This window comes from Aeromonas sp. PrichA-15 (assembly GCF_017939245.1).
In the GTDB taxonomy this organism is placed as follows: domain Bacteria; phylum Pseudomonadota; class Gammaproteobacteria; order Enterobacterales; family Aeromonadaceae; genus Aeromonas; species Aeromonas caviae.
Genome location: NZ_JAGKRH010000320.1, coordinates 1 through 18,399, shown reverse-complemented (window position 1 = coordinate 18,399; position 18,399 = coordinate 1). Strand labels below are relative to the sequence as shown.

The window sequence follows — 18,399 nt, the reverse complement described above, 5'->3', positions numbered from 1 at the left end:
TGTTGACCATTATGAGGTTTATTATCCTTCTTCCTCATTGACGTGTGAACCCGCACAGGTTCGGCTTGCCGCGTGTCTTGATAACAGTTGTAGCCAACTTTATAAAGGTAATGCCAGTGTCAGTATGAAGCCGAGCAACGGATGGAGTAGTAACCCGGTCAGCTTGGGTAGTTCAGGAACAGCTGATATCACATTATCTTCTCTGGCTGCCAAGAGTGTTGTCATTGGGTTATCAAGCGCAAATCCCTCGGCGTTATTACGTTGTTATCGCGATGGTGTGCTTGATAGCAGTTGTTCTATGAATTTTTCCGATGCTGCTCTGCAGTTTGATTTCTCCACCTTTTATGCCGGTAGTTCAACAAACTCGACGATTCGAGCCATTAAATCCAGCGATGTTGGAGCAACCAAGGTATGCGTTCCATTATTGACAGGAAATCAGACCCTGCAATTCGGCTCTACCAAGGTCGTGTCTGATACTGCCAGCAATGCAGTGCCGACGATCAATGGCAGCACAATATCGCCAAGTGGGAACGTTAACGTATCGTTCGATAGCAATGGAGTTGGCCAGTTGACGTTGCAATATCCGGATGCCGGTGTGTTGCGACTGGATACTACTTTCCTTAAGAATGATGTCACAGGCACCCTCAAGTTGACCGGTAGTGATACCGTTGCCGTGATTCCCAAAGCGATCGCACTCCAGGCTCAAGGACAGAGTGTGTGCTCGGGAAATAACGACAGTACTTATGCCACTTGTCCTATCTATCGCAAAGCGGGCGAGCCTTTTACTTTACAAGCCAGTGCAGTCAATACTCAGGGTCAGTTAACCCCAGGGTTTACTACCAGTAATAAAACGCTCTCTTGGGCCCTGTTAGCGCCGACAACGGGCGTCAGCGGAGCATTTTCGCCAACCACGATCACGTTGGCGAGCGGGGTAGCAAACGTGACGGCGAATTGGTCTGAGGTCGGGGTGATCCGGTTAGGCGTCAGCAACTTTGTGCCTTATCCCGCTTATCAGGATGAATTACCCCAACTTGAGACTGTGTTGCGATGGAGCGTACCCATCGGTCGTTTTGTCCCTTGGGATTACAGTTTGAGTAATGGCTTTATCACGCCTGCCTGCAATGCCTTTACATACATGAGCCAGCCCTTTGCCAGCGGTTTTGTCCTCACTGCACGCAATCTGCAGAAAGGGACGACACAGAACTATCAGGGGGCGTTCGCTAAAGGGGTTGCTGAGATGGTGGCGGCTAATGCTCTGGATGGGGTTGCTCGTGACAAGCGTATTACACTATCTCCCTCGCTCAGCTGGGCAAGTGGCGTCGCCAGTATAAATCAGCAGTCGCCTTTGGGGCTGAATACCCGCTTTGATCGTGCTGCGAGTCCAGAAGCACCGTTTGCCACGTTGAGCTTTGGTATCAAAGTCGATGATCAGGATGGCGGTACTACGCTGTTGGCGAATCCGAATATGAATGCGGGTGTAGCAGGGGATTGTTCCAAATCGGGGCAAGGGTGTAATGCGGTGCTGCTGGGTACTCAAAAGCTGTTGTACGGCCGCCTGCAGGCTGGTACGGCGGCTGGCCTGGCCTCGGCGCCGCTGGCCATTCCACTGCAGATGCAATATTACGAAGCGGGCAACTGGCTGAAAAACAAGGAAGATCAATGTACCCAGCTCTCTTTGGCCAATCAGGGGTTCACTTTCCTCAATCCAAGTCAAACCTTTGATGCGGCGACTCGCGAGCTGAATCTGGGGGCGGGTCGCAAGATCAAGCTGGGGTTGGGTAGTTCGGCACCGGGTGGGGATGCTGCACTGGCGAAAGACGGGGAGATCCTGTTCCACTTTGCCAAGCCGGACATCTCGGTGCGCATTCCCTACAAGGTCGATTTGGCAAAACAGCCGTCGCAGCCCCTCTGGTTGTCTGACCCAACGAGTGGCAATGACGGCAACCTGCAAGGTGAGGCCATTTTCGGCTCCAGCCGGGGTAATGACAGAGTTATTTATCGGCGCGAAGTATTGCATTGAATGATGTGAAAGGGGGGCTGGCTCAACAGCATCCCCCTAAATCCTTGTTTATTAGTGTTTGCAAGCGTGTCCGAGTGAGTGATGACTCGCATTTTTGTCGCGCCTGATTGATTGGCGACAGTTTGAGCGCTTGCCCATTGGGGTGGGCATTGGTAAAGTTAGCCGGTTTTCTGCACCTCCAAATTCTTAGGATTTCCCGTAGCCATGTTCAAAAAGCTCAGAGGCGTCTTTTCCAACGATCTGTCGATCGACTTGGGAACTGCCAACACCCTGATCTATGTAAAAGATCAAGGGATCGTCCTTAACGAACCCTCAGTTGTCGCCATTCGCCAAGAGCGCGGGAACGCCAAATCGGTCGCTGCTGTCGGTCATGCCGCCAAGCAGATGCTGGGTCGTACCCCGGGTAACATCTCCGCCATTCGCCCGATGAAAGACGGCGTGATCGCCGATTTCTACGTGACCGAGAAGATGCTGCAGCACTTCATCAAACAGGTTCACGACAACAACTATTTCCGCCCCAGCCCGCGCGTGCTGGTGTGCGTGCCCTGCGGCTCCACCCAGGTGGAACGTCGCGCCATCAAGGAATCCGCTCTGGGCGCCGGCGCCCGCGAGGTTTACCTGATCGATGAACCCATGGCTGCCGCCATCGGTGCCGGCCTGCCGGTCTCCGAAGCGACCGGTTCCATGGTGGTGGACATCGGTGGCGGTACCACCGAAGTGGCCATCATCTCCCTGAACGGCGTGGTCTATTCCCAGTCCGTCCGTATCGGTGGCGACAAGTTCGACGAAGCCATCATCAGCTACGTCCGTCGCAACTACGGCAGCCTGATCGGGGAAGCCACCGCCGAGCGCATCAAGCACGAGATCGGCTCCGCCTATCCGGGCGAAGAGGTGCGCGAGATCGAAGTGCGCGGTCGCAACCTGGCCGAGGGTGTGCCCCGCAGCTTCACCCTGAACTCCAACGAGATCCTGGAAGCGCTGCAAGAGCCGCTCTCCGGCATCGTCTCCGCCGTCATGGTGGCCCTGGAGCAATCCCCGCCCGAGCTGGCGTCCGACATCTCCGAGCGCGGCATGGTGCTGACCGGTGGTGGTGCCCTGCTCAAGGACATCGACCGTCTGCTGATGGAAGAGACCGGCATCCCGGTCGTCGTGGCTGAAGATCCCCTCACCTGTGTCGCCCGTGGCGGTGGCAAGGCGCTGGAGCTGATCGATATGCACGGTGGCGATCTGTTCCACTACGAATAAGACCCAAAGCCGGCCGAGCGCCGGCTCTTTTTTGACGACTCATGAAACCCATCTTCGGTAGAGGCCCTTCGCTTCAGTTACGGTTGTTTCTCGCCGTCATCATCTCCGTCGCTGCCATCGTCGCGGATTCCCGCTTCGGTGTGTTCAGCCATGTCCGCGTTTATCTGAGCTCCCTGGTGAGCCCGCTGCAATACATCGCCAACGCCCCCGGCACCCTGCTCGACACAATGTCGACCCAGGTGCAGACCCGCGCCGATCTCATCGAGCAGACCAAGCAGCAGGAGCAGCAACTGTTCACCCTGCGCTCTCGCCTGCTCAAGATGGATCAGCTGGAGCACGAGAACCAGCGTCTGCGCGAGCTGCTGGGGTCACCTGTACACAAGGAGTCCCGCAAGATGGTGGCCGAGCTGCTGTCGGTGGATTCCGACCCCTTCAGCCATCAGGTGCTGATCAACAAGGGGGCGCTGGATGGCGTCTACAACGGCCAGCCGGTGATCAACGATCAGGGGGTGGTCGGTCAGGTGCTCCACGTGGGCTCCACCACCAGTCGCGTCCTGCTCATCACCGACTCCAGCCACGGCATCCCGGTGCGGGTGCTGCGCAACGACTTGCGCGCCATCGCCTCCGGCAGCGGCGAGCTGGACAAGCTGGAGCTGCGCAACCTGCCCCGCAACACCGACGTCCAGGTCGGCGATCTGCTGGTCACCTCGGGCCTGGGCGGCCGCTTCCCGGAAGGTTATCCGGTGGCGACCGTGACCCGCTCCGACTACGTGGAGGGCAAGCCCTTCGCCCAGATCGAGGCCAAGCCCCTGGTGGCGCTGGACCGTCTGCGCTACCTGCTGCTGCTGTGGACCGACAAGAAACCGGAAGTACACGACAAGGATGCCCTTGAGCCTGCGGCGAGCGCCTCGGCGGCCACGGCAACCTCGGCGGCGGGGGCGACGCGCTGATGCTGCAACCCGCCAGCGGCAGGATCTGGATCTGGTGTTCGATCCTGCTGGCCCTGTGCCTCTCCATCCTGCCGCTTCCCTTTCAATTCGAACCCTTCCGTCCGGACTGGCTTGCCATGGTGCTCATCTACTGGGCGCTGGCGCTGCCGCACCGGACCAACGTCGGCACCGCCTGGGTGGCGGGCCTGCTGCTGGACGTGCTGCTCGGCAGCACCCTCGGCGTGCGGGCCATGGCCATGGCCATCACCACCTACCTGGCGGCCTTCCAGTTCCAGAAGATCCGCAACTTCTCCCTCTGGCAGCAGGCGCTGATCATCGGTCTGCTCTCCCTGGTGGGGAAGATCACCGTGTTCTGGGCGGAGCATCTGTTCAGCCGGGCCAGCCTCAACTTCGCCTACTTTTGGTCGACGTTGACGACGATGTTAATATGGCCCTGGATTTTTATGGTCTTGCGCAAGGTGCGGCGTCGCTTCAATATCAAGTGAATGTGAATAAAAACAACGCATTGTAACTGCGCATCGTCTCATTGAGTGAAGTATGAACAAGCACAACGAACTGCAACTCTATCTCGCCTCGGGCTCCCCCCGCCGGCACGAGCTTCTGACCCGCCTGGGCTACCGTTTCGAGGTCCTCAAGCTGGATGTGCCGGAGCTGCGCAACGACGGTGAGAAGCCCCAGGATTACGTCTGCCGGCTGGCCCGCGACAAGGCGATGGCAGGTGTGGCCGCAGCGCCCACGGCGCTGCCTGTGCTGGGGGCCGACACCATAGTGGTGCTGGGGGAGCGGGTGCTGGAGAAACCCTCCGACCTGCTGGACGCCAAGGACATGCTGGAAGCCCTCTCCGGGCGGGTACACCAGGTGATGACGGCGGTGGCCCTGGCCACCCCGGAGCGGTGCGATGTGCGACTGGTCACCACCAACGTGGCGTTTCGCAAGCTGGACGAGGCCGAGATCGAAGCCTACTGGCGCACCGGCGAGCCGTGCGACAAGGCGGGCGCCTATGCCATCCAGGGCATTGCCGGCAAATTCGTCAGTCGCCTCGAGGGGAGCTACAGTGCCGTGGTCGGCCTGCCCCTGCTGGAGACGGACCTGTTGATCAAGCAGCACCTCGAGCAGACCCGGTAATCCTCTCGTCAGCAGTGCGCTGCTGAGTTACCCGTTGTTCGTCGTGCCAGAATTCAAAACTAGAAAGGCAAGGTAACTTATGTCGGTAGAACTGCTGGTAAACGTCACCCCCTCCGAAACCCGGGTCGCCCTGGTCGAGAACGGTCTGCTGCAGGAAGTGCATGTGGAGCGTCAGGCCAAGCGCGGCATCGTGGGCAACATCTACAAGGGCAAGATCAGCCGCGTGCTGCCCGGCATGCAGGCCGCCTTCGTCGACATCGGCATGGACAAGGCCGCCTTCCTGCACGCCTCCGACATCGTCCCCCACACCGAGTGCGTGGCGATCAAGGAGAAGGAGCAGTTCCAGGCTGGCAACATCGCCGAACTGGTGCGCCAGGGGCAGGACATCATGGTACAGGTGGTCAAAGACCCGCTCGGTACCAAGGGGGCCCGCCTCACCACCGACATCACCCTGCCATCCCGTTATCTGGTCTTCATGCCGGGCAGTGCCCACGTGGGGGTCTCCCAGCGCATCGAATCCGAGGCGGAGCGCGAGCGCCTCAAGCGCACCGTGGCCGGCTATGTGGACGAACTGGGCGGCTACATCATCCGCACCGCCGCCGAAGGGGTGGGGGAGCAGGAGCTGGAGCAGGACGCCGCCTTCTTGAAGCGCCTGTGGCGCAAGATCCTCGAGCGCAAGCAGAAGTACCCCCCCTGCAAGATCCTCTACGAGGATCCCAGCCTGGCGTTCAGGGTGGTGCGTGACTTCGTCGGTGCCGAGCTCGACAAGATCCGGGTCGACTCGCGCCAGAGCTTCGATCAGCTCAAGCGCTTCACCGAGGAGTACGTGCCCGAGCTGGCCAACAAGCTGGAGTACTACACCGGCGAGTCGCCGATCTTCGATCTCTACGACGTGGAGAACGAGATCCAGCGGGCCCTGGAGCGCAAGGTGGAGCTCAAATCCGGCGGCTACCTCATCATCGACCAGACCGAAGCCATGACCACGGTGGACATCAACACCGGGGCCTTCGTCGGCCATCGCAATCTGGAAGAGACCATCTTCAACACCAACGTCGAGGCCACCGCCGCCATCGCCCGTCACCTGCGCCTGCGCAACCTCGGCGGCATCATCATCATCGACTTCATCGACATGCAGTCCGAGGATCACCGTCGCCGGGTGCTGCACAGCCTGGAGCTGGCGCTGGCCAAGGACAGGGCCAAGACCAACGTCAACGGTTTCTCCCAGCTCGGGCTGGTGGAGATGACCCGCAAGCGCACCCGTGAGAGCCTTGAGCACGTGCTCTGCGCCGAGTGCCCCGAGTGCAAGGGGCGCGGCCGGGTCAAGACGGTGGAGTCGGTCTGCTTCGAGATCCTGCGGGAGATCATCCGGGTCAACCGCGCCTACGACGCGGATCAGTTCACCGTCTATGCGGCCCCCTCGGTGGCCGATTACCTGCGGGGGGAAGAGTCCCACAGTCTGGCGGAGCTGGAAGTCTTCATCGGCAAGCAGGTCAGGGTGGTCTCCGAGCCGCTCTGTGGGCAGGAACAGTTCGATGTGGTGATGATGTAATTGGTCTATCGCTGGCTGAGTCGGGGCTGGTTGGCCCTCGGAGTCTTCTTCGTGCTGCTGGCCGTTCTGGTCAGCGTGGTACGACTGGGCGGCCCTTTGCTCAACCAGCACCGGGCGGCCGTGATAGGGACCCTGCTCGGGGAGAGTCAGCTCGAGGTGAGCGTGGATCACGTCGGGCTGGAGTGGACTCCCCGCGGCCCGGCCATCGGGCTGGAAGGACTGGCCATCGCCCCCGATTCGGGGCGTTTCTCCCTGCGCCTTGGCAAGGTGTGGGCCCACCTCGACTTCTGGCGCTCCCTCAACGAACTCAGACCGGTGTTTGGCCAGTTGATCCTGAGCGACGGCAACATCGCGCTGGACATGACCCAGCCCGCCACCCCCGTCAGCGGGAAGAGCGCGAACCAGCAGGAAGCCCTGCTGCACTTCCTGCTGACCCAGCTCTCCACCTTCGACATTCACGACACACGCCTGAGCCTCACCACGGCACTGGGGGAGGTGCGCGCCCTCGACATCGCCCAGTTGCGCTGGCAGAACCGCGGCAAGCGGCATCAGGGGGTCGGCAAGGCCTATCTCATCAACGGGGTGGGAGAGAGCACCCTGGACCTCATCATCGATGTGGATGCCCCCGAGGTGCGGCTCGACCGCCTCAAGGGCCAGCTCTATCTGGGGGCCAGCGAGCTGGACATCAGCCCCATGCTGGCCCGGATCCACGCCGGCGCGCCGCCGGTGAGCGGCCAGCTCGACTTCCAGCTCTGGAGCGAGTTCGAGAAGGGCAGGCTCGGCAACTCCCTGCTGGCCTTTGGCAACAACCACCTGATCTGGAAAGACGAGATCAAGGGAGAGCCGCACCGCCTCGACCTGCAGGGGGGCAAGATCCAGCTGCGTCGGGACGGCGAGGCGTGGCAACTCGCCAGCCACGACGTCATCTTCAAGCTCGATGGCGCCACCTGGCTGCACAGCCGCCTGCAGCTCGAGCGCATCGGCTCGCGCATCCAGGGCTATGTGCCCGCCATCGATCTCGACCAGATTGCCAACCTGAGCCAGCTGGTCTCCGGCCTCTATCCCGAGCTGACCGAGACCCTCAAGCGCACCCGGCCAAGGGGCCAGTTGCAGGAGCTGGTCCTGCAGGCCGACGGGGACTGGCAGGGGCTCTCTTTGCAGGGGCAACTGCGCGGCTTCGGGACCCGGGCCTGGCACGATGTGCCCGGTCTGCAAAAGCTGGACGGCCACTTCTGGCTGACCCCGAACGGGGGACGCGCCCGCCTGACCCTGGGCAAAGGCAAGGTGGATCCGGCCCGCCACTTCAAGGAACCCATCCCGGTGGACAGCCTGAGTGCGGCCCTCGACTGGTGGCGGGCGCCGCAAGGCTGGGTGCTCTATGGTCAGGACATTGCCCTGGAGAACCCGGATCTGCGCCTCGCCAGCCGGTTTCGCCTCGAGCTGTTCGAGCACCCCTTCCTCGCCCTGACCGGGCGGATCGACGTCAAGAACGCGGCCCATGCGGATCGCTACTACCCCCTGGCGGTGATGGATGAGGGGCTGGTGAGCTACCTGAGCGGCGCCATCAAGGGGGGCAAGGCCAAGGGGGCCGACCTGCTCTGGTACGGCGAATTCCGTGACTTCCCCTACGACAACGGCAAGGGCGTCTTCCAGGTGGCGGTGCCGCTGCAACAGGCCACCTACGAGTTTTTCCCGGGCTGGCAGCCGCTGACCGACCTGCAGATCGATCTGCTGTTCCAGAACGCCAGCCTCGACATGAACAGCCGCGCCACCCAGCTCGGCAAGGCCAGCTCCGACTCGGTGCACGCCTGGATCCCGGACCTCTATCCGGGGGCTCACCTCTACGTGGATGCCAGGGTTGAGGGCGAGGGCAAGGCCATCAGCGACTATTTGCAGGACTCGCCGCTGGGGGGATCCGTCGGTCAGGCGCTGCGGGAGGTGGAGATCCGCGGCCCCATGAAGGGCACGGTGAAGCTTGACATACCGCTGGATGGCGAGGGGGAGGTCAAGGCCAGCGGGGAAGCCAGCTTCAAGGACAACAAGGTGAGGATCGCCTCCCTGGACCTGCCACTCGACGGGGTCGCAGGGACGCTCGAGTATGACAACGAGCAGACGCGCATTCACAACCTCAAGGCCAGCCTGTGGAACCAGCCGCTGACCCTGGATTATCAGGGGCGGCAACTGCCCCACGGCTATCAGGCCGACCTCAAGTTCCAGGGGCAGTGGGACAGCCGCCGCCAGCGCCGGGATATACCGGCCCTCGAGATGCTCCAGGGGCGCAGCAACTGGTCGGGTACCCTGGGGCTGACCCTGCCCGAGAACAAGGCGTTCAGCTTCCAGCTGGCGCTGGACTCCAACCTGCAGGGCATGGGGCTGGATCTGCCCGTGCCCCTGACCAAGGCGGCGGGTACCCGGCTGCCCCTCAAGGTGACGGCCCGTGGGCGGGATGGCAGCGCCGATATCCGCGCCGTGCTGGGGGCGGACATCGACATGCAGAGCCGCCTGGTGTACGGCGACGGCGTGCCCTACCTCGGCCGGGTGCGGGTCAACATCGGCCAGCCCGGGGCGCGGGTGATGCAGGACAAGCCCATGCTGCTCGCCATCAATCAGCAGCAGGTGGACGTGGCCGGCTGGCTGGCCCGTCTCAAGCAGTGGCTGCCTGCTGGCACGGCGCCGAGTGACAATGCGGTGGTGGGTCCCGCTTTCTTGCCCCAGGAGTGGTGGGTAGATGGCCAACTGGCCCGTGCCGACATCGGCAGCGCCAGCCTCAAGGCGGTGCACTTCACCCTGGGGCCGGTGAACCAGGCCACCGAGGTGATGATCGACAGCCCCGACGTGATGGGGGTGGTGCGGGTGCCGGTGGCCGATGGGCGCCCCATCGATGCCAAGTTTGCCCGCATCTACTGGTCCGGCAAGGGGACCGATCTCAGCCCGGATCCCGATGAGCGCCAGGACCGGGCCATCATGGACGCCATTCCCTGGCTCACCTTCAGCTGCGTGGATTGCCGCTTCGGCGAGCTGCCCCTGGGTGAGGTGAAGGGGGAGCTGCTGCCCGGGGCCAACCGGCTGGATCTCAAGGGGCTGGAGATGCGCCTGGCGGGCAGCACCCTGCGCGGCAGCGCCGAGTGGCTGGCCCGTGGCAGCCAGATGCAGACCCGTGCCAGGGTGAACCTCGAGACCCGCAACAGCGAGCTGCTGCTCAAGCGGCTCGGCTACACCTCGCCCATCGGGGATGCCCCGGGCAAGCTGGCGCTGGATCTGAACTGGCGTGACGTGCCCTACCGCCTGAGCCTGCCGACTCTGGCGGGCAGCATCGACTACCAGCTGGAGGGAGGCACCCTGCGGGAGGTCAACGACAAGGGGGCCCGGCTGCTCTCCCTGCTGAGCCTCGACTCCCTGATGCGCAAGCTGCGCCTCGATTTTCGCGATGTATTCGACAAGGGCTTCTATTTCGAGTCCATGTCCGCCTCCGCCAAGGTCAATCAGGGGGTGGTGGAGAACAACGACTTCTACATGAAGGGGGCGGCGGGCAACCTGCGGGGCAAGGGCATCGCGGATCTGGTGCGCTGGCGGCTCGACTTTGATCTGAGTTTCTCCCCGAACCTGGGGGGCACCCTGCCCGTGGTGGCGGCCTTCTCCCTGACTCCCATCACCGGGCTCTATGTGCTGGCCCTCTCCAAGCTGCTGGAGCCCGTGGTGGACGTGGTGACCCGCATCGATTTTCGGGTCTCCGGCCCGCTGGACGCCCCCAGGCTGGTGGAGGCGGGGCGGGATCGCGCCCGCATCAAGCTCAACCAGCAGCAGAAGGAGGCGGTGGATGCGGTGGCGCCCGGCCTGCCCGCCAAGGAGGTCACCCCCTTCCTGCTCAATCCCAAGCATCAGGGCTCGGGTCAGCGCTGAGGGCCAGCGCCGGGCTGGGGGACTTTCCCCCGGCCGCCAAACCCCTCATAGTGCAGATATTGCCCTGCGAGCCGAGAAGGCCTTGTGTCACCGGCTCGCCCAACAGAAGGAGCGCGTCATGTGGCTAGCCGCCATGCAGTTGATTTCGGGTCGTACCTGGCAGGATAACCGGGAGCGGATCGCCGCCGAGCTGGCGAGTCTGCCCGGGGAGCGCCCCTTGCTGGTGCTGCTGCCGGAAAACTTCGCCCTCTTTGGCGAGCGGCAGGGGTATCTGGACGGGGCAGAGCCATTGGGAAATGGCCCAATCCAGCAGCAACTCTCTGATTGGGCCAAATCCCACGGCATCTGGCTGGTGGCCGGGGCCATGCCCACCGCCATCGCCGGTGCCGACCACATCCACACCAGTACCCTGGTGTTCGATCCCGACGGCGAGCTCAAGGGGCATTACCACAAGATCCACCTGTTCGACGTGGACGTGGCGGACAATCACGGCCGCTACCGGGAGTCGGAGACCTTCAGCCCGGGTGATCAGCCTGTGCTGGTGGACTCCCCCTTTGGTCCCCTCGGCCTCTCTATCTGTTATGATCTGCGCTTTCCCGAGCTTTACCGCCAGTTGGCCCGGGCCGGTGCCCGGGTGCTGCTGGTGCCTGCCGCCTTTACCGCCGTCACCGGCGAGGCGCACTGGGAGCCCCTGTTGCGGGCCCGTGCCATCGAGAACCAGTGCTACGTGGTGGCCGCCAACCAGGGGGGCACCCACGAGACGGGGCGCCAGACCTGGGGCCACAGCATGGTGATCGACCCCTGGGGCCGGGTGCTGGCCTGTCGGGCGTCGGGGCAGGGCACTGTGCTGGCGCCGCTGGATGGGGCCCTGATCGATGAATTGAAACGCACCATGCCGGTGCTGCAACACGCCCGCCTGCTGTGAGCCCGCGGCCGTGGATTTAACCGTTACGACATCTCGCATGAGAGTGGAGAGAAAGATTTGAGTCTATTGAGCCAGGTTAGTGCCTCCCTGTTGGCCCCGAACGATCTCGACGAAGGGCGGCTGCAACAGCTGCTCGGCAGCCTGATGAGCCATCAGGTGGAGTTCGGCGACCTCTATTTCCAGCGCAGCTGGCACGAGTCCTGGATGCTGGAGGACGGCATCGTCAAGGATGGCAGCTACAACATCGATCAGGGGGTGGGGGTGCGCGCCGTCAGCGGCGAGAAGACCGGTTTCGCCTACTCGGACGAGCTGAGCCTGCTGGCGCTGCAACAGTCGGTGACTGCCGCTCGCGGCATCGCCGCCGCCGGTGCTCACGGCAAGGTAAAAGCATGGGCTCGCACCGAAGCAAACCTGCTCTACCCGGCGCTGGATCCCCTGCAGACCCTCGACAAGCAGCAGAAAATTGCCCTGCTGGAGCAGATGGACAAGTTCGCCAGAAGTCTGGATCCCGCCATCAATCAGGTGATGGCCTCCATCAGCGGGGTCTATGAAGAGATCCTGGTGGCCGCCACCGATGGCACCCTGGCCGCCGACGTGCGTCCGCTGGTGCGCCTCTCGGTGACCGTCATCGCCGAGAAGGGGGATCGCCGTGAACGCGGCAGCGCCGGTGGCGGTGGCCGCTTCGGTTACGACCATTTCCTCGAGCTGGACGGGCTCGAGAGCCGGGCGTTTGGCTATGTGCGTGAAGCGGTGCGCCAGGCCCTGGTCAACCTGGAGGCCATCGACGCCCCGGCCGGCACCATGCCGGTGGTGCTCGGTGCCGGCTGGCCCGGCGTGCTGCTGCACGAGGCGGTGGGTCACGGTCTGGAGGGGGACTTCAACCGCAAGGGCTCCTCCGCCTTTGCCGGGCGCATCGGCGAGCAGGTGGCTTCCAAACACTGCACCATCGTCGATGACGGCACCCTGCCGGGTCGGCGCGGCTCCGTCTCCATCGACGACGAGGGGACGCCGGGGGGCTACAACGTGCTGATCGAGAACGGCATTCTCAAGGGTTACCTGCAGGACAAGCAGAACGCCCGCCTGATGGGGGTGCCGCTCACCGGCAACGGCCGCCGCGAATCCTACGCCGCCCTGCCGATGCCGCGCATGACCAACACCTACATGCTGGCGGGTCAGTACGATCCGGCGGAGATCATCGCCTCGGTGAAGAAGGGCATTTATGCCCCCAACTTCGGTGGCGGTCAGGTGGACATCACCTCCGGCAAGTTCGTCTTCTCCGCCTCCGAGGCCTACCTCATCGAGGATGGCAGGATCACCGCGCCCATCAAGGGAGCGACCCTTATCGGCAACGGCCCCGAGGCGATGAGCCAGGTTTCCATGGTGGGCCGTGATCTCGCGCTGGATCGCGGAGTCGGGGTCTGCGGCAAGGAGGGGCAGAGCGTGCCGGTCGGCGTCGGCCAGCCCACCCTCAAGCTGGATCAGCTCACCGTGGGCGGCACCCAGTAAGGTCACACACCTTTGTAAACCCCGGCCCGGCGCCGCAATGCTGTTCACTTAAGAGAATTTGAGTTCCAGTCCACGTAGTATCAGGACAAAAAAGCGAGGGAGGCATGATGCCTCCCTCTTTCTATTGCAAGCCCCGCTGGATAAAGGCTGGAGGAAGATCGACTGGACACAGCCTTGCCCCCTCAACTCAAATCCAATTTATGAATAATCAGTCAAAAAAGTGCTTATCTGAACAGCATTGCGGCCCGGCGCCGGGGTTTTTATTGGAACGCGCAAGCAATAAAAAGCCCCGGCAGGCGCCGGGGCTGGGAAAGGGGTCGGGTCAGTTGACCGAAATGGCGCGGGCGTCGATGAAGAAGCGGGCGTGGCCGTGGTCATCCACCCTTATCTGGGCGAGCAGGCGATCCTTTCGCTTGAACTCCCATCCTGTCTTGATCCGGGTCAGCGCGGGGCTGGCGGCACCGACCACGTTCAGATACTCATGAAACAGGCTGTAGCTTCCAATCTCGGTCAGCATCTTTTCCATTTGCATATCTCCTCAAGTGATGGGGTCAGCACATGCCACGCTAGCGGCAACCTTCTGAACCCTGCCTGTACAAAAACCAGACTACCCCATCAAGATGAAGGCAATATGATCAGGCGCAAGATCAGGAGGGATTTGCACGAAAAATGACACCGTTTTCAATCAGGGCTCGCGCGGCACGGCGAGATGATCGAGGGCGGTAGATCCGGCATGGGTCGGCAAGGCGGCAGCGGGTTGTTCCATCACCTGGCCATGGAAGACGGGATCCTGCGCCACCTCCTTGACGCCGTTGATGCAGAACTGCATACCCATGCACACCAGCAGGAAACCCATGATGCGGGTCATGGCGTCGATGCCGGTGGCTCCCAGGATCTTGCACACGGGATCTGCCAGCTTGAGCACACCCCAGCTGATCAGGCTCATCAGGGCGAAGGCGGTGACCATGGCGGCATAGATGACGACGCGATCGGCCTCGGCCGGCAGCTCGGCGATCTGGGCCGCGCCGCTGATCACCAGCGCCATGGTGCCGGGTCCGCACATGCTGGGCATGGTCAGGGGCACGAAGGCGATATTCTGGTTGGCCTCGACCCCGGCAGACTGGTTTGGCGAGGGGAACAGCATGCGAAAGCCGATGAAGGCGATGATGAGGCCACCGGCCAGGCGCAGGCCGGGAATGGAGATCCCGAACAGATCCAGGATGGAGGATCCGATGAAGAAGCTGACGCACAGGGTGGCGAACAGATAGAGGGCGGCCATGTTGATCTGGCGGCGAATGTGCTCGCGGGACATGCCCTTGCTCAATCCCAGCAGCAGGGTGGCCGTGGTGGGCGGGTTGACCATGGGCAGCAGGGCCAGCAAGGCGAGAAAGACGACCTGGAAGAACATAGTGGACCTCGGGCAGATGGACGGATTGGGGTGAGCTGGCAGGTCCGCAGCGGACCGCCACCCGGTCGATGATATCCGCAAAGAACAAGCCCCGACAGTGCGGGGCTTGCTTGGGAAGGATCAGGCGGCCTGCGGGGTGGCCTGGCGTTGGCCGCGCTGGCGCAGCCAGAGCCAGATGCCGAGCACGAAACCGAGGGCGGCCAGGCTGACCACATAGTGGGAGGGGGCCAGCACGTCCTCCTTCATCCAGAGGGTGACCAGCATGGGGGTGAGACCGCCGAAGATGGCGTAGGCCACGTTGTAGGAGAACGACAGCCCGGAGAAGCGCACCACCGGCGGGAAGGCATTGACCATGACGTAGGGCACGGCGCCGACGATCCCCACCGCAAAGCCCGCCAGCATGTAGAGGGGCACCAGCTGATCCGTGCCGGCTGCCAGGCTGTGGTAGAAGGTATAAGTGGCGCCGGCCAGCAGCAGGGAGCCCAGGATGAAGGTAGGACCGCTGCCGATGGCATCGATCAGGCGACCATAGACGATGCAGCCCAGGGTGAGGGCGACGATGGCCAGGGAGTTGGCGGTCAGGGCATCGGCCGGGCTGATGCCGTGGACCTTCTGCAGATAGGTCGGGGTCATCAGGATCACCACTACTATGCCGGCGGAGAGCAGCCAGGTCAGCAGCATGGAGACGACGACGCTGCCCTTGTGTTCACGCAGCACCGTCTTGAGGGGCAGCTCCTCGGCCAGGGACTTGTTGGCCTGCATCTTGGCGAAGACCGGAGTCTCGTGCAGCCAGCGGCGCAGGTACATGGCGACGATGCCGAACACGCCGCCGAGCACGAAGGCCAGACGCCAGCCCCAGTCGCTCACATCGCCCGGGCTCATGCCACGGTTGATGGCGGTCGCCACCAGGGAGCCGAGCAGGATGCCGGCCGTCAACCCCGCGGTGAGGGTGCCGCAGGCGACACCGACCCGGCGGGCGGGCACATGTTCGGCCACGAAGACCCAGGCACCGGGGACTTCCCCGCCGATGGCGGCCCCTTGCAGGATCCGCAGCAGCAGCAACAGCAGGGGGGCGGCGATGCCGAGCACGGCGTAGGTGGGCAGCAGGCCGATCAGCAAGGTCGGCAAGGCCATCAGGATGATGCTGAGGGTGAACATCCGCTTGCGGCCGATGAGATCGCCAAAGTGGGCCATGATGATGCCCCCCAGGGGGCGGGCCAGGTAGCCGGCGGCGAAGATGCCGAAGGTCTGGAACTGGCGCAGCCACTCGGGAATGTCGGCCGGGAAGAAGAGCTCGCCGATGACCACGGCGAAGAAGACGAAGATGATGAAGTCGTAGAATTCGAGGGCGCCGCCCAGCGCCGCCAGGCTCAGGGTCTTGTAATCCTGTCGATTGAGGGGGCGACCGTGGTCGTGCGATGTGCTGACTTTACTCATATCCTTATGTTTCCCATCGTTTTTTTAGTTATTCTCCCCGGTGTGCTGCGGGGATACGCTCACCCACGAGGGTATGCTTTTGTGTCCCGCAATGTAAATCGCACAATTCGCAACACTGTCTTGCAGCACGGTGCGGCAAGAAGCTGGAGAGATCATGACGAAGAAAAAGGTACTGCTCTCCTGGAGCAGCGGAAAAGACAGCGCCTGGGCCTTGCATCGCCTGCGCCAGGATCCGGCCATCGAGGTGGTGGGGCTGTTCACCACACTCAACCAGGCGTTCGAGCGGGTGGCCATGCACGGGGTGCGCAAGCAGTTGCTGTTGGCACAGGCTGAGTGCGTGGGCTTGCCGCTGACCACCATCGACCTGCCCTGGCCCTGCAGCAACGAGGAGTATGGGCGCATCATGACGGGCTTCATCGCCGATGTGCAGGTCAAGGACATTTACCACATGGCGTTCGGGGATCTCTTTCTTGAGGATGTGCGCGCCTATCGGGAGCGGCAACTGGCGGGGACCGGCATCACGCCGCTCTTCCCGCTCTGGGGCAGCGACACGACCGAGCTGGCGCAGGCGATGATCGACGCCGGGCTCAAGGCCAGGGTCTGCACCCTGGATCCGGGCAAGCTGGACGCCGGGTTAGGTGGTCATGAATTCGGTCCGGCCTTCCTGGCTGCCCTGCCCGCCGGGGTGGATCCCTGCGGCGAGAACGGGGAATTTCACACCCTGGCCTGGGACGGCCCCATGTTCCTGCATCCCCTGCCCATCCGGGTGGGGGAAACGGTGCTGCGGGACGGCTTCGTCTTCACCGATCTGCTGGCGGAGGATCCCGAATGAGGGAAGACCCCCTCGGGTGAGAAAGGAAAGGGGCCGGCTCCGTGAGGAATCGGCCCCTTTGCGTTTGCCCCCTTCAGCGGGCGGCGAAGGTGTCGCAACTGGCGGGCTTGCCGCTGTCAAAACCGCGTTTGAACCAGGTGAGGCGCTGGGCCGAGGTGCCGTGGGTGAAGCTGTCAGGAACGACCCGGCCCTGACCCTGCTGCTGCAACCTGTCGTCGCCGATGGCCTGGGCGGCGTTGAGCGCCTCTTCCAGATCGCCGCGCTCCAGCACCTGCTCTTTTTCCATGTAGTGGCCCCAGACCCCGGCGAAGCAGTCCGCCTGGAGTTCGAGCTTGACCGACAACCGGTTCTGGGCGACCTGGCTCAGCCCCTGTTGCTGCTGGCGCACCTTGGTGGAGATACCGAGCAGGTTCTGCACGTGGTGGCCCACCTCATGGGCGATCACATAGCCCTGGGCGAAGTCGCCGTCGGCCCCCAGCTTGTCGCGCATGTCCTGATAGAAGGAGAGATCGATGTAGACGGTACTGTCGGCCGGACAGTAGAAGGGCCCCATCACCGACTGCCCCTGGCCGCAGCCGGTGCGGGTCGCACCGCGATAGAGCACCAGTCTGGGGGCCTGATAGTGGTTGCCGCTTTGCTGGAACATCTCGCCCCAGGCGTCCTCCGTGGAGGCGAGCATCACCGAGGTGAAGCGGGCGAGGGGATCGTTGGCAGCCTGGGACGAGTTCTGACGCTGGGGCTGGCTCTGCGGGGCCGGATCCTGCAGCAGGGGGCCGAGGTCCACGCCGTAGTACCCCGCCACCATGACCACCACCAGCAGGATCAGGCGCCCCTTGCCACCGATGGGCAGGCCGCCGCCCCCGTTGCCGCCGCCTTGCTGGCGTCGGTCTTCCACATTGTTGCTCTCACGGCGATCTTGCCAGCGCATATCCCCATCTTAAATGCGAAAGGGGACTCCCTCCGACGTAGGTGGGAGGGGAATTTCGCCGGGGCGTCAGCCCCGCTGGTTTTGAATGTATTGCTTGATCACCTCCAACGGTGCTCCGCCGCAAGAGCCCGCAAAGTAAGAGCGTGACCAGAGTACGGGTTTGCTGTAAGCACCTCTCAAGTCCAGAAATTCATTACGCAGTCGCCTTGATGTGACCGCCTTTAACGAGTTCACCAGTACCGATAGCTGCACCGTTGGCGCGTACTCTATCAGCATGTGAACATGATCAGCCTCTCCGTCACACTCTTTCAGTTCCGCACCAAAATCTCTGCAAACCTCTGCCGCACACTGACCGAAGGAAGCGTGATGCAGATCCCCCAATATCGGCTTTCGATACTTGGTGATAAACACCAAATGTACGTGCAAAACGTAGGCCGCATGGCGTGATTTATTAATTTTAGTGAATTGCATTCTGTCACTCAATCGGGCTTAATAGATATGGCAATAATGCTACACACTGAGCGCTAAATGCAAATTCTGAAAGCCTACAAATTCCGACTCGAACCGACCGAAC

At 62.7% G+C, this 18,399-nt stretch carries 15 protein-coding genes; 10 read left to right on the top strand and 5 right to left on the bottom strand.

Going from position 1 to position 18,399, the window contains the following annotated elements; genetic code table 11:
* The 9 genes from J9889_RS22520 to tldD form a co-directional block, all read left to right on the top strand.
* A partial coding sequence (locus J9889_RS22520; RefSeq protein ID WP_349237021.1) for a DUF6701 domain-containing protein occupies positions 1-2,020 on the top strand: 2,020 nt, incomplete at its 5' end.
* Positions 2,021-2,224: 204 nt separating this feature from the next.
* On the top strand, positions 2,225-3,265 hold the full coding sequence (locus J9889_RS22515; protein ID WP_005308111.1) for a rod shape-determining protein: 1,041 nt from the start codon (positions 2,225-2,227) through the stop codon (positions 3,263-3,265).
* A 41-nt stretch (positions 3,266-3,306) separates the two neighbouring features.
* Entirely contained in the window at positions 3,307-4,215 is a 909-nt protein-coding gene (mreC, locus tag J9889_RS22510; RefSeq protein WP_029313545.1) for a rod shape-determining protein MreC, read from the top strand.
* Positions 4,215-4,700, top strand: coding sequence for a rod shape-determining protein MreD (gene mreD / locus J9889_RS22505; RefSeq protein WP_010672635.1), 486 nt, complete (start codon positions 4,215-4,217; stop codon positions 4,698-4,700). The genes mreC and mreD overlap by 1 nt, the downstream gene beginning before the upstream one ends.
* Before the next feature lie 52 nt (positions 4,701-4,752).
* Entirely contained in the window at positions 4,753-5,340 is a 588-nt protein-coding gene (locus tag J9889_RS22500; RefSeq protein ID WP_010672636.1) for a Maf family protein, read from the top strand.
* Positions 5,341-5,419: 79 nt separating this feature from the next.
* On the top strand, positions 5,420-6,889 hold the full coding sequence (gene rng / locus J9889_RS22495) for a ribonuclease G (protein ID WP_010672637.1): 1,470 nt from the start codon (positions 5,420-5,422) through the stop codon (positions 6,887-6,889).
* A complete protein-coding gene (locus tag J9889_RS22490) occupies positions 6,890-10,789 on the top strand; it encodes a YhdP family protein (RefSeq protein WP_210558283.1) in 3,900 nt (1,299 codons plus the stop codon).
* Positions 10,790-10,907: 118 nt separating this feature from the next.
* Entirely contained in the window at positions 10,908-11,714 is an 807-nt protein-coding gene (locus tag J9889_RS22485; RefSeq protein ID WP_010672639.1) for a carbon-nitrogen hydrolase family protein, read from the top strand.
* Between the two features lie 57 nt (positions 11,715-11,771).
* Positions 11,772-13,220, top strand: a complete 1,449-nt coding sequence (gene tldD / locus J9889_RS22480) for a metalloprotease TldD (RefSeq protein WP_069785497.1) — start codon at positions 11,772-11,774, stop codon at positions 13,218-13,220.
* Positions 13,221-13,542: 322 nt separating this feature from the next.
* Here tldD and J9889_RS22475 read toward each other — a convergent pair whose 3' ends face one another.
* The 3 genes from J9889_RS22475 to J9889_RS22465 form a co-directional block, all read right to left on the bottom strand.
* Positions 13,543-13,746 carry a hypothetical protein gene (locus J9889_RS22475; protein ID WP_041212219.1) on the bottom strand — a complete coding sequence of 68 codons (204 nt, stop codon included), beginning with the start codon at positions 13,744-13,746 and terminating at the stop codon, positions 13,543-13,545.
* 159 nt (positions 13,747-13,905) lie between these two features.
* Positions 13,906-14,628, bottom strand: coding sequence for a MarC family NAAT transporter (locus tag J9889_RS22470; RefSeq protein WP_052815346.1), 723 nt, complete (start codon positions 14,626-14,628; stop codon positions 13,906-13,908).
* A 120-nt stretch (positions 14,629-14,748) separates the two neighbouring features.
* On the bottom strand, positions 14,749-16,065 hold the full coding sequence (locus J9889_RS22465; protein ID WP_210558281.1) for an MFS transporter: 1,317 nt from the start codon (positions 16,063-16,065) through the stop codon (positions 14,749-14,751).
* Positions 16,066-16,219: 154 nt separating this feature from the next.
* Between J9889_RS22465 and J9889_RS22460 the strand changes: the two genes are divergently transcribed.
* Positions 16,220-16,897, top strand: coding sequence for an ATP-binding protein (locus J9889_RS22460; protein WP_052815345.1), 678 nt, complete (start codon positions 16,220-16,222; stop codon positions 16,895-16,897).
* Between the two features lie 73 nt (positions 16,898-16,970).
* Here J9889_RS22460 and J9889_RS22455 read toward each other — a convergent pair whose 3' ends face one another.
* Together J9889_RS22455 and tnpA are read right to left on the bottom strand one after the other, a co-directional pair.
* The gene (locus J9889_RS22455) at positions 16,971-17,825 is read right to left on the bottom strand and encodes a neutral zinc metallopeptidase (protein ID WP_109111810.1); all 855 of its coding nucleotides are present in this window, start codon (positions 17,823-17,825) and stop codon (positions 16,971-16,973) included.
* A 66-nt stretch (positions 17,826-17,891) separates the two neighbouring features.
* Complete coding sequence (tnpA, locus tag J9889_RS22450; protein WP_010674034.1) at positions 17,892-18,296, bottom strand: IS200/IS605-like element ISAs26 family transposase; 405 nt, start codon at positions 18,294-18,296, stop codon at positions 17,892-17,894.
* Positions 18,297-18,399 lie beyond the last annotated feature (103 nt).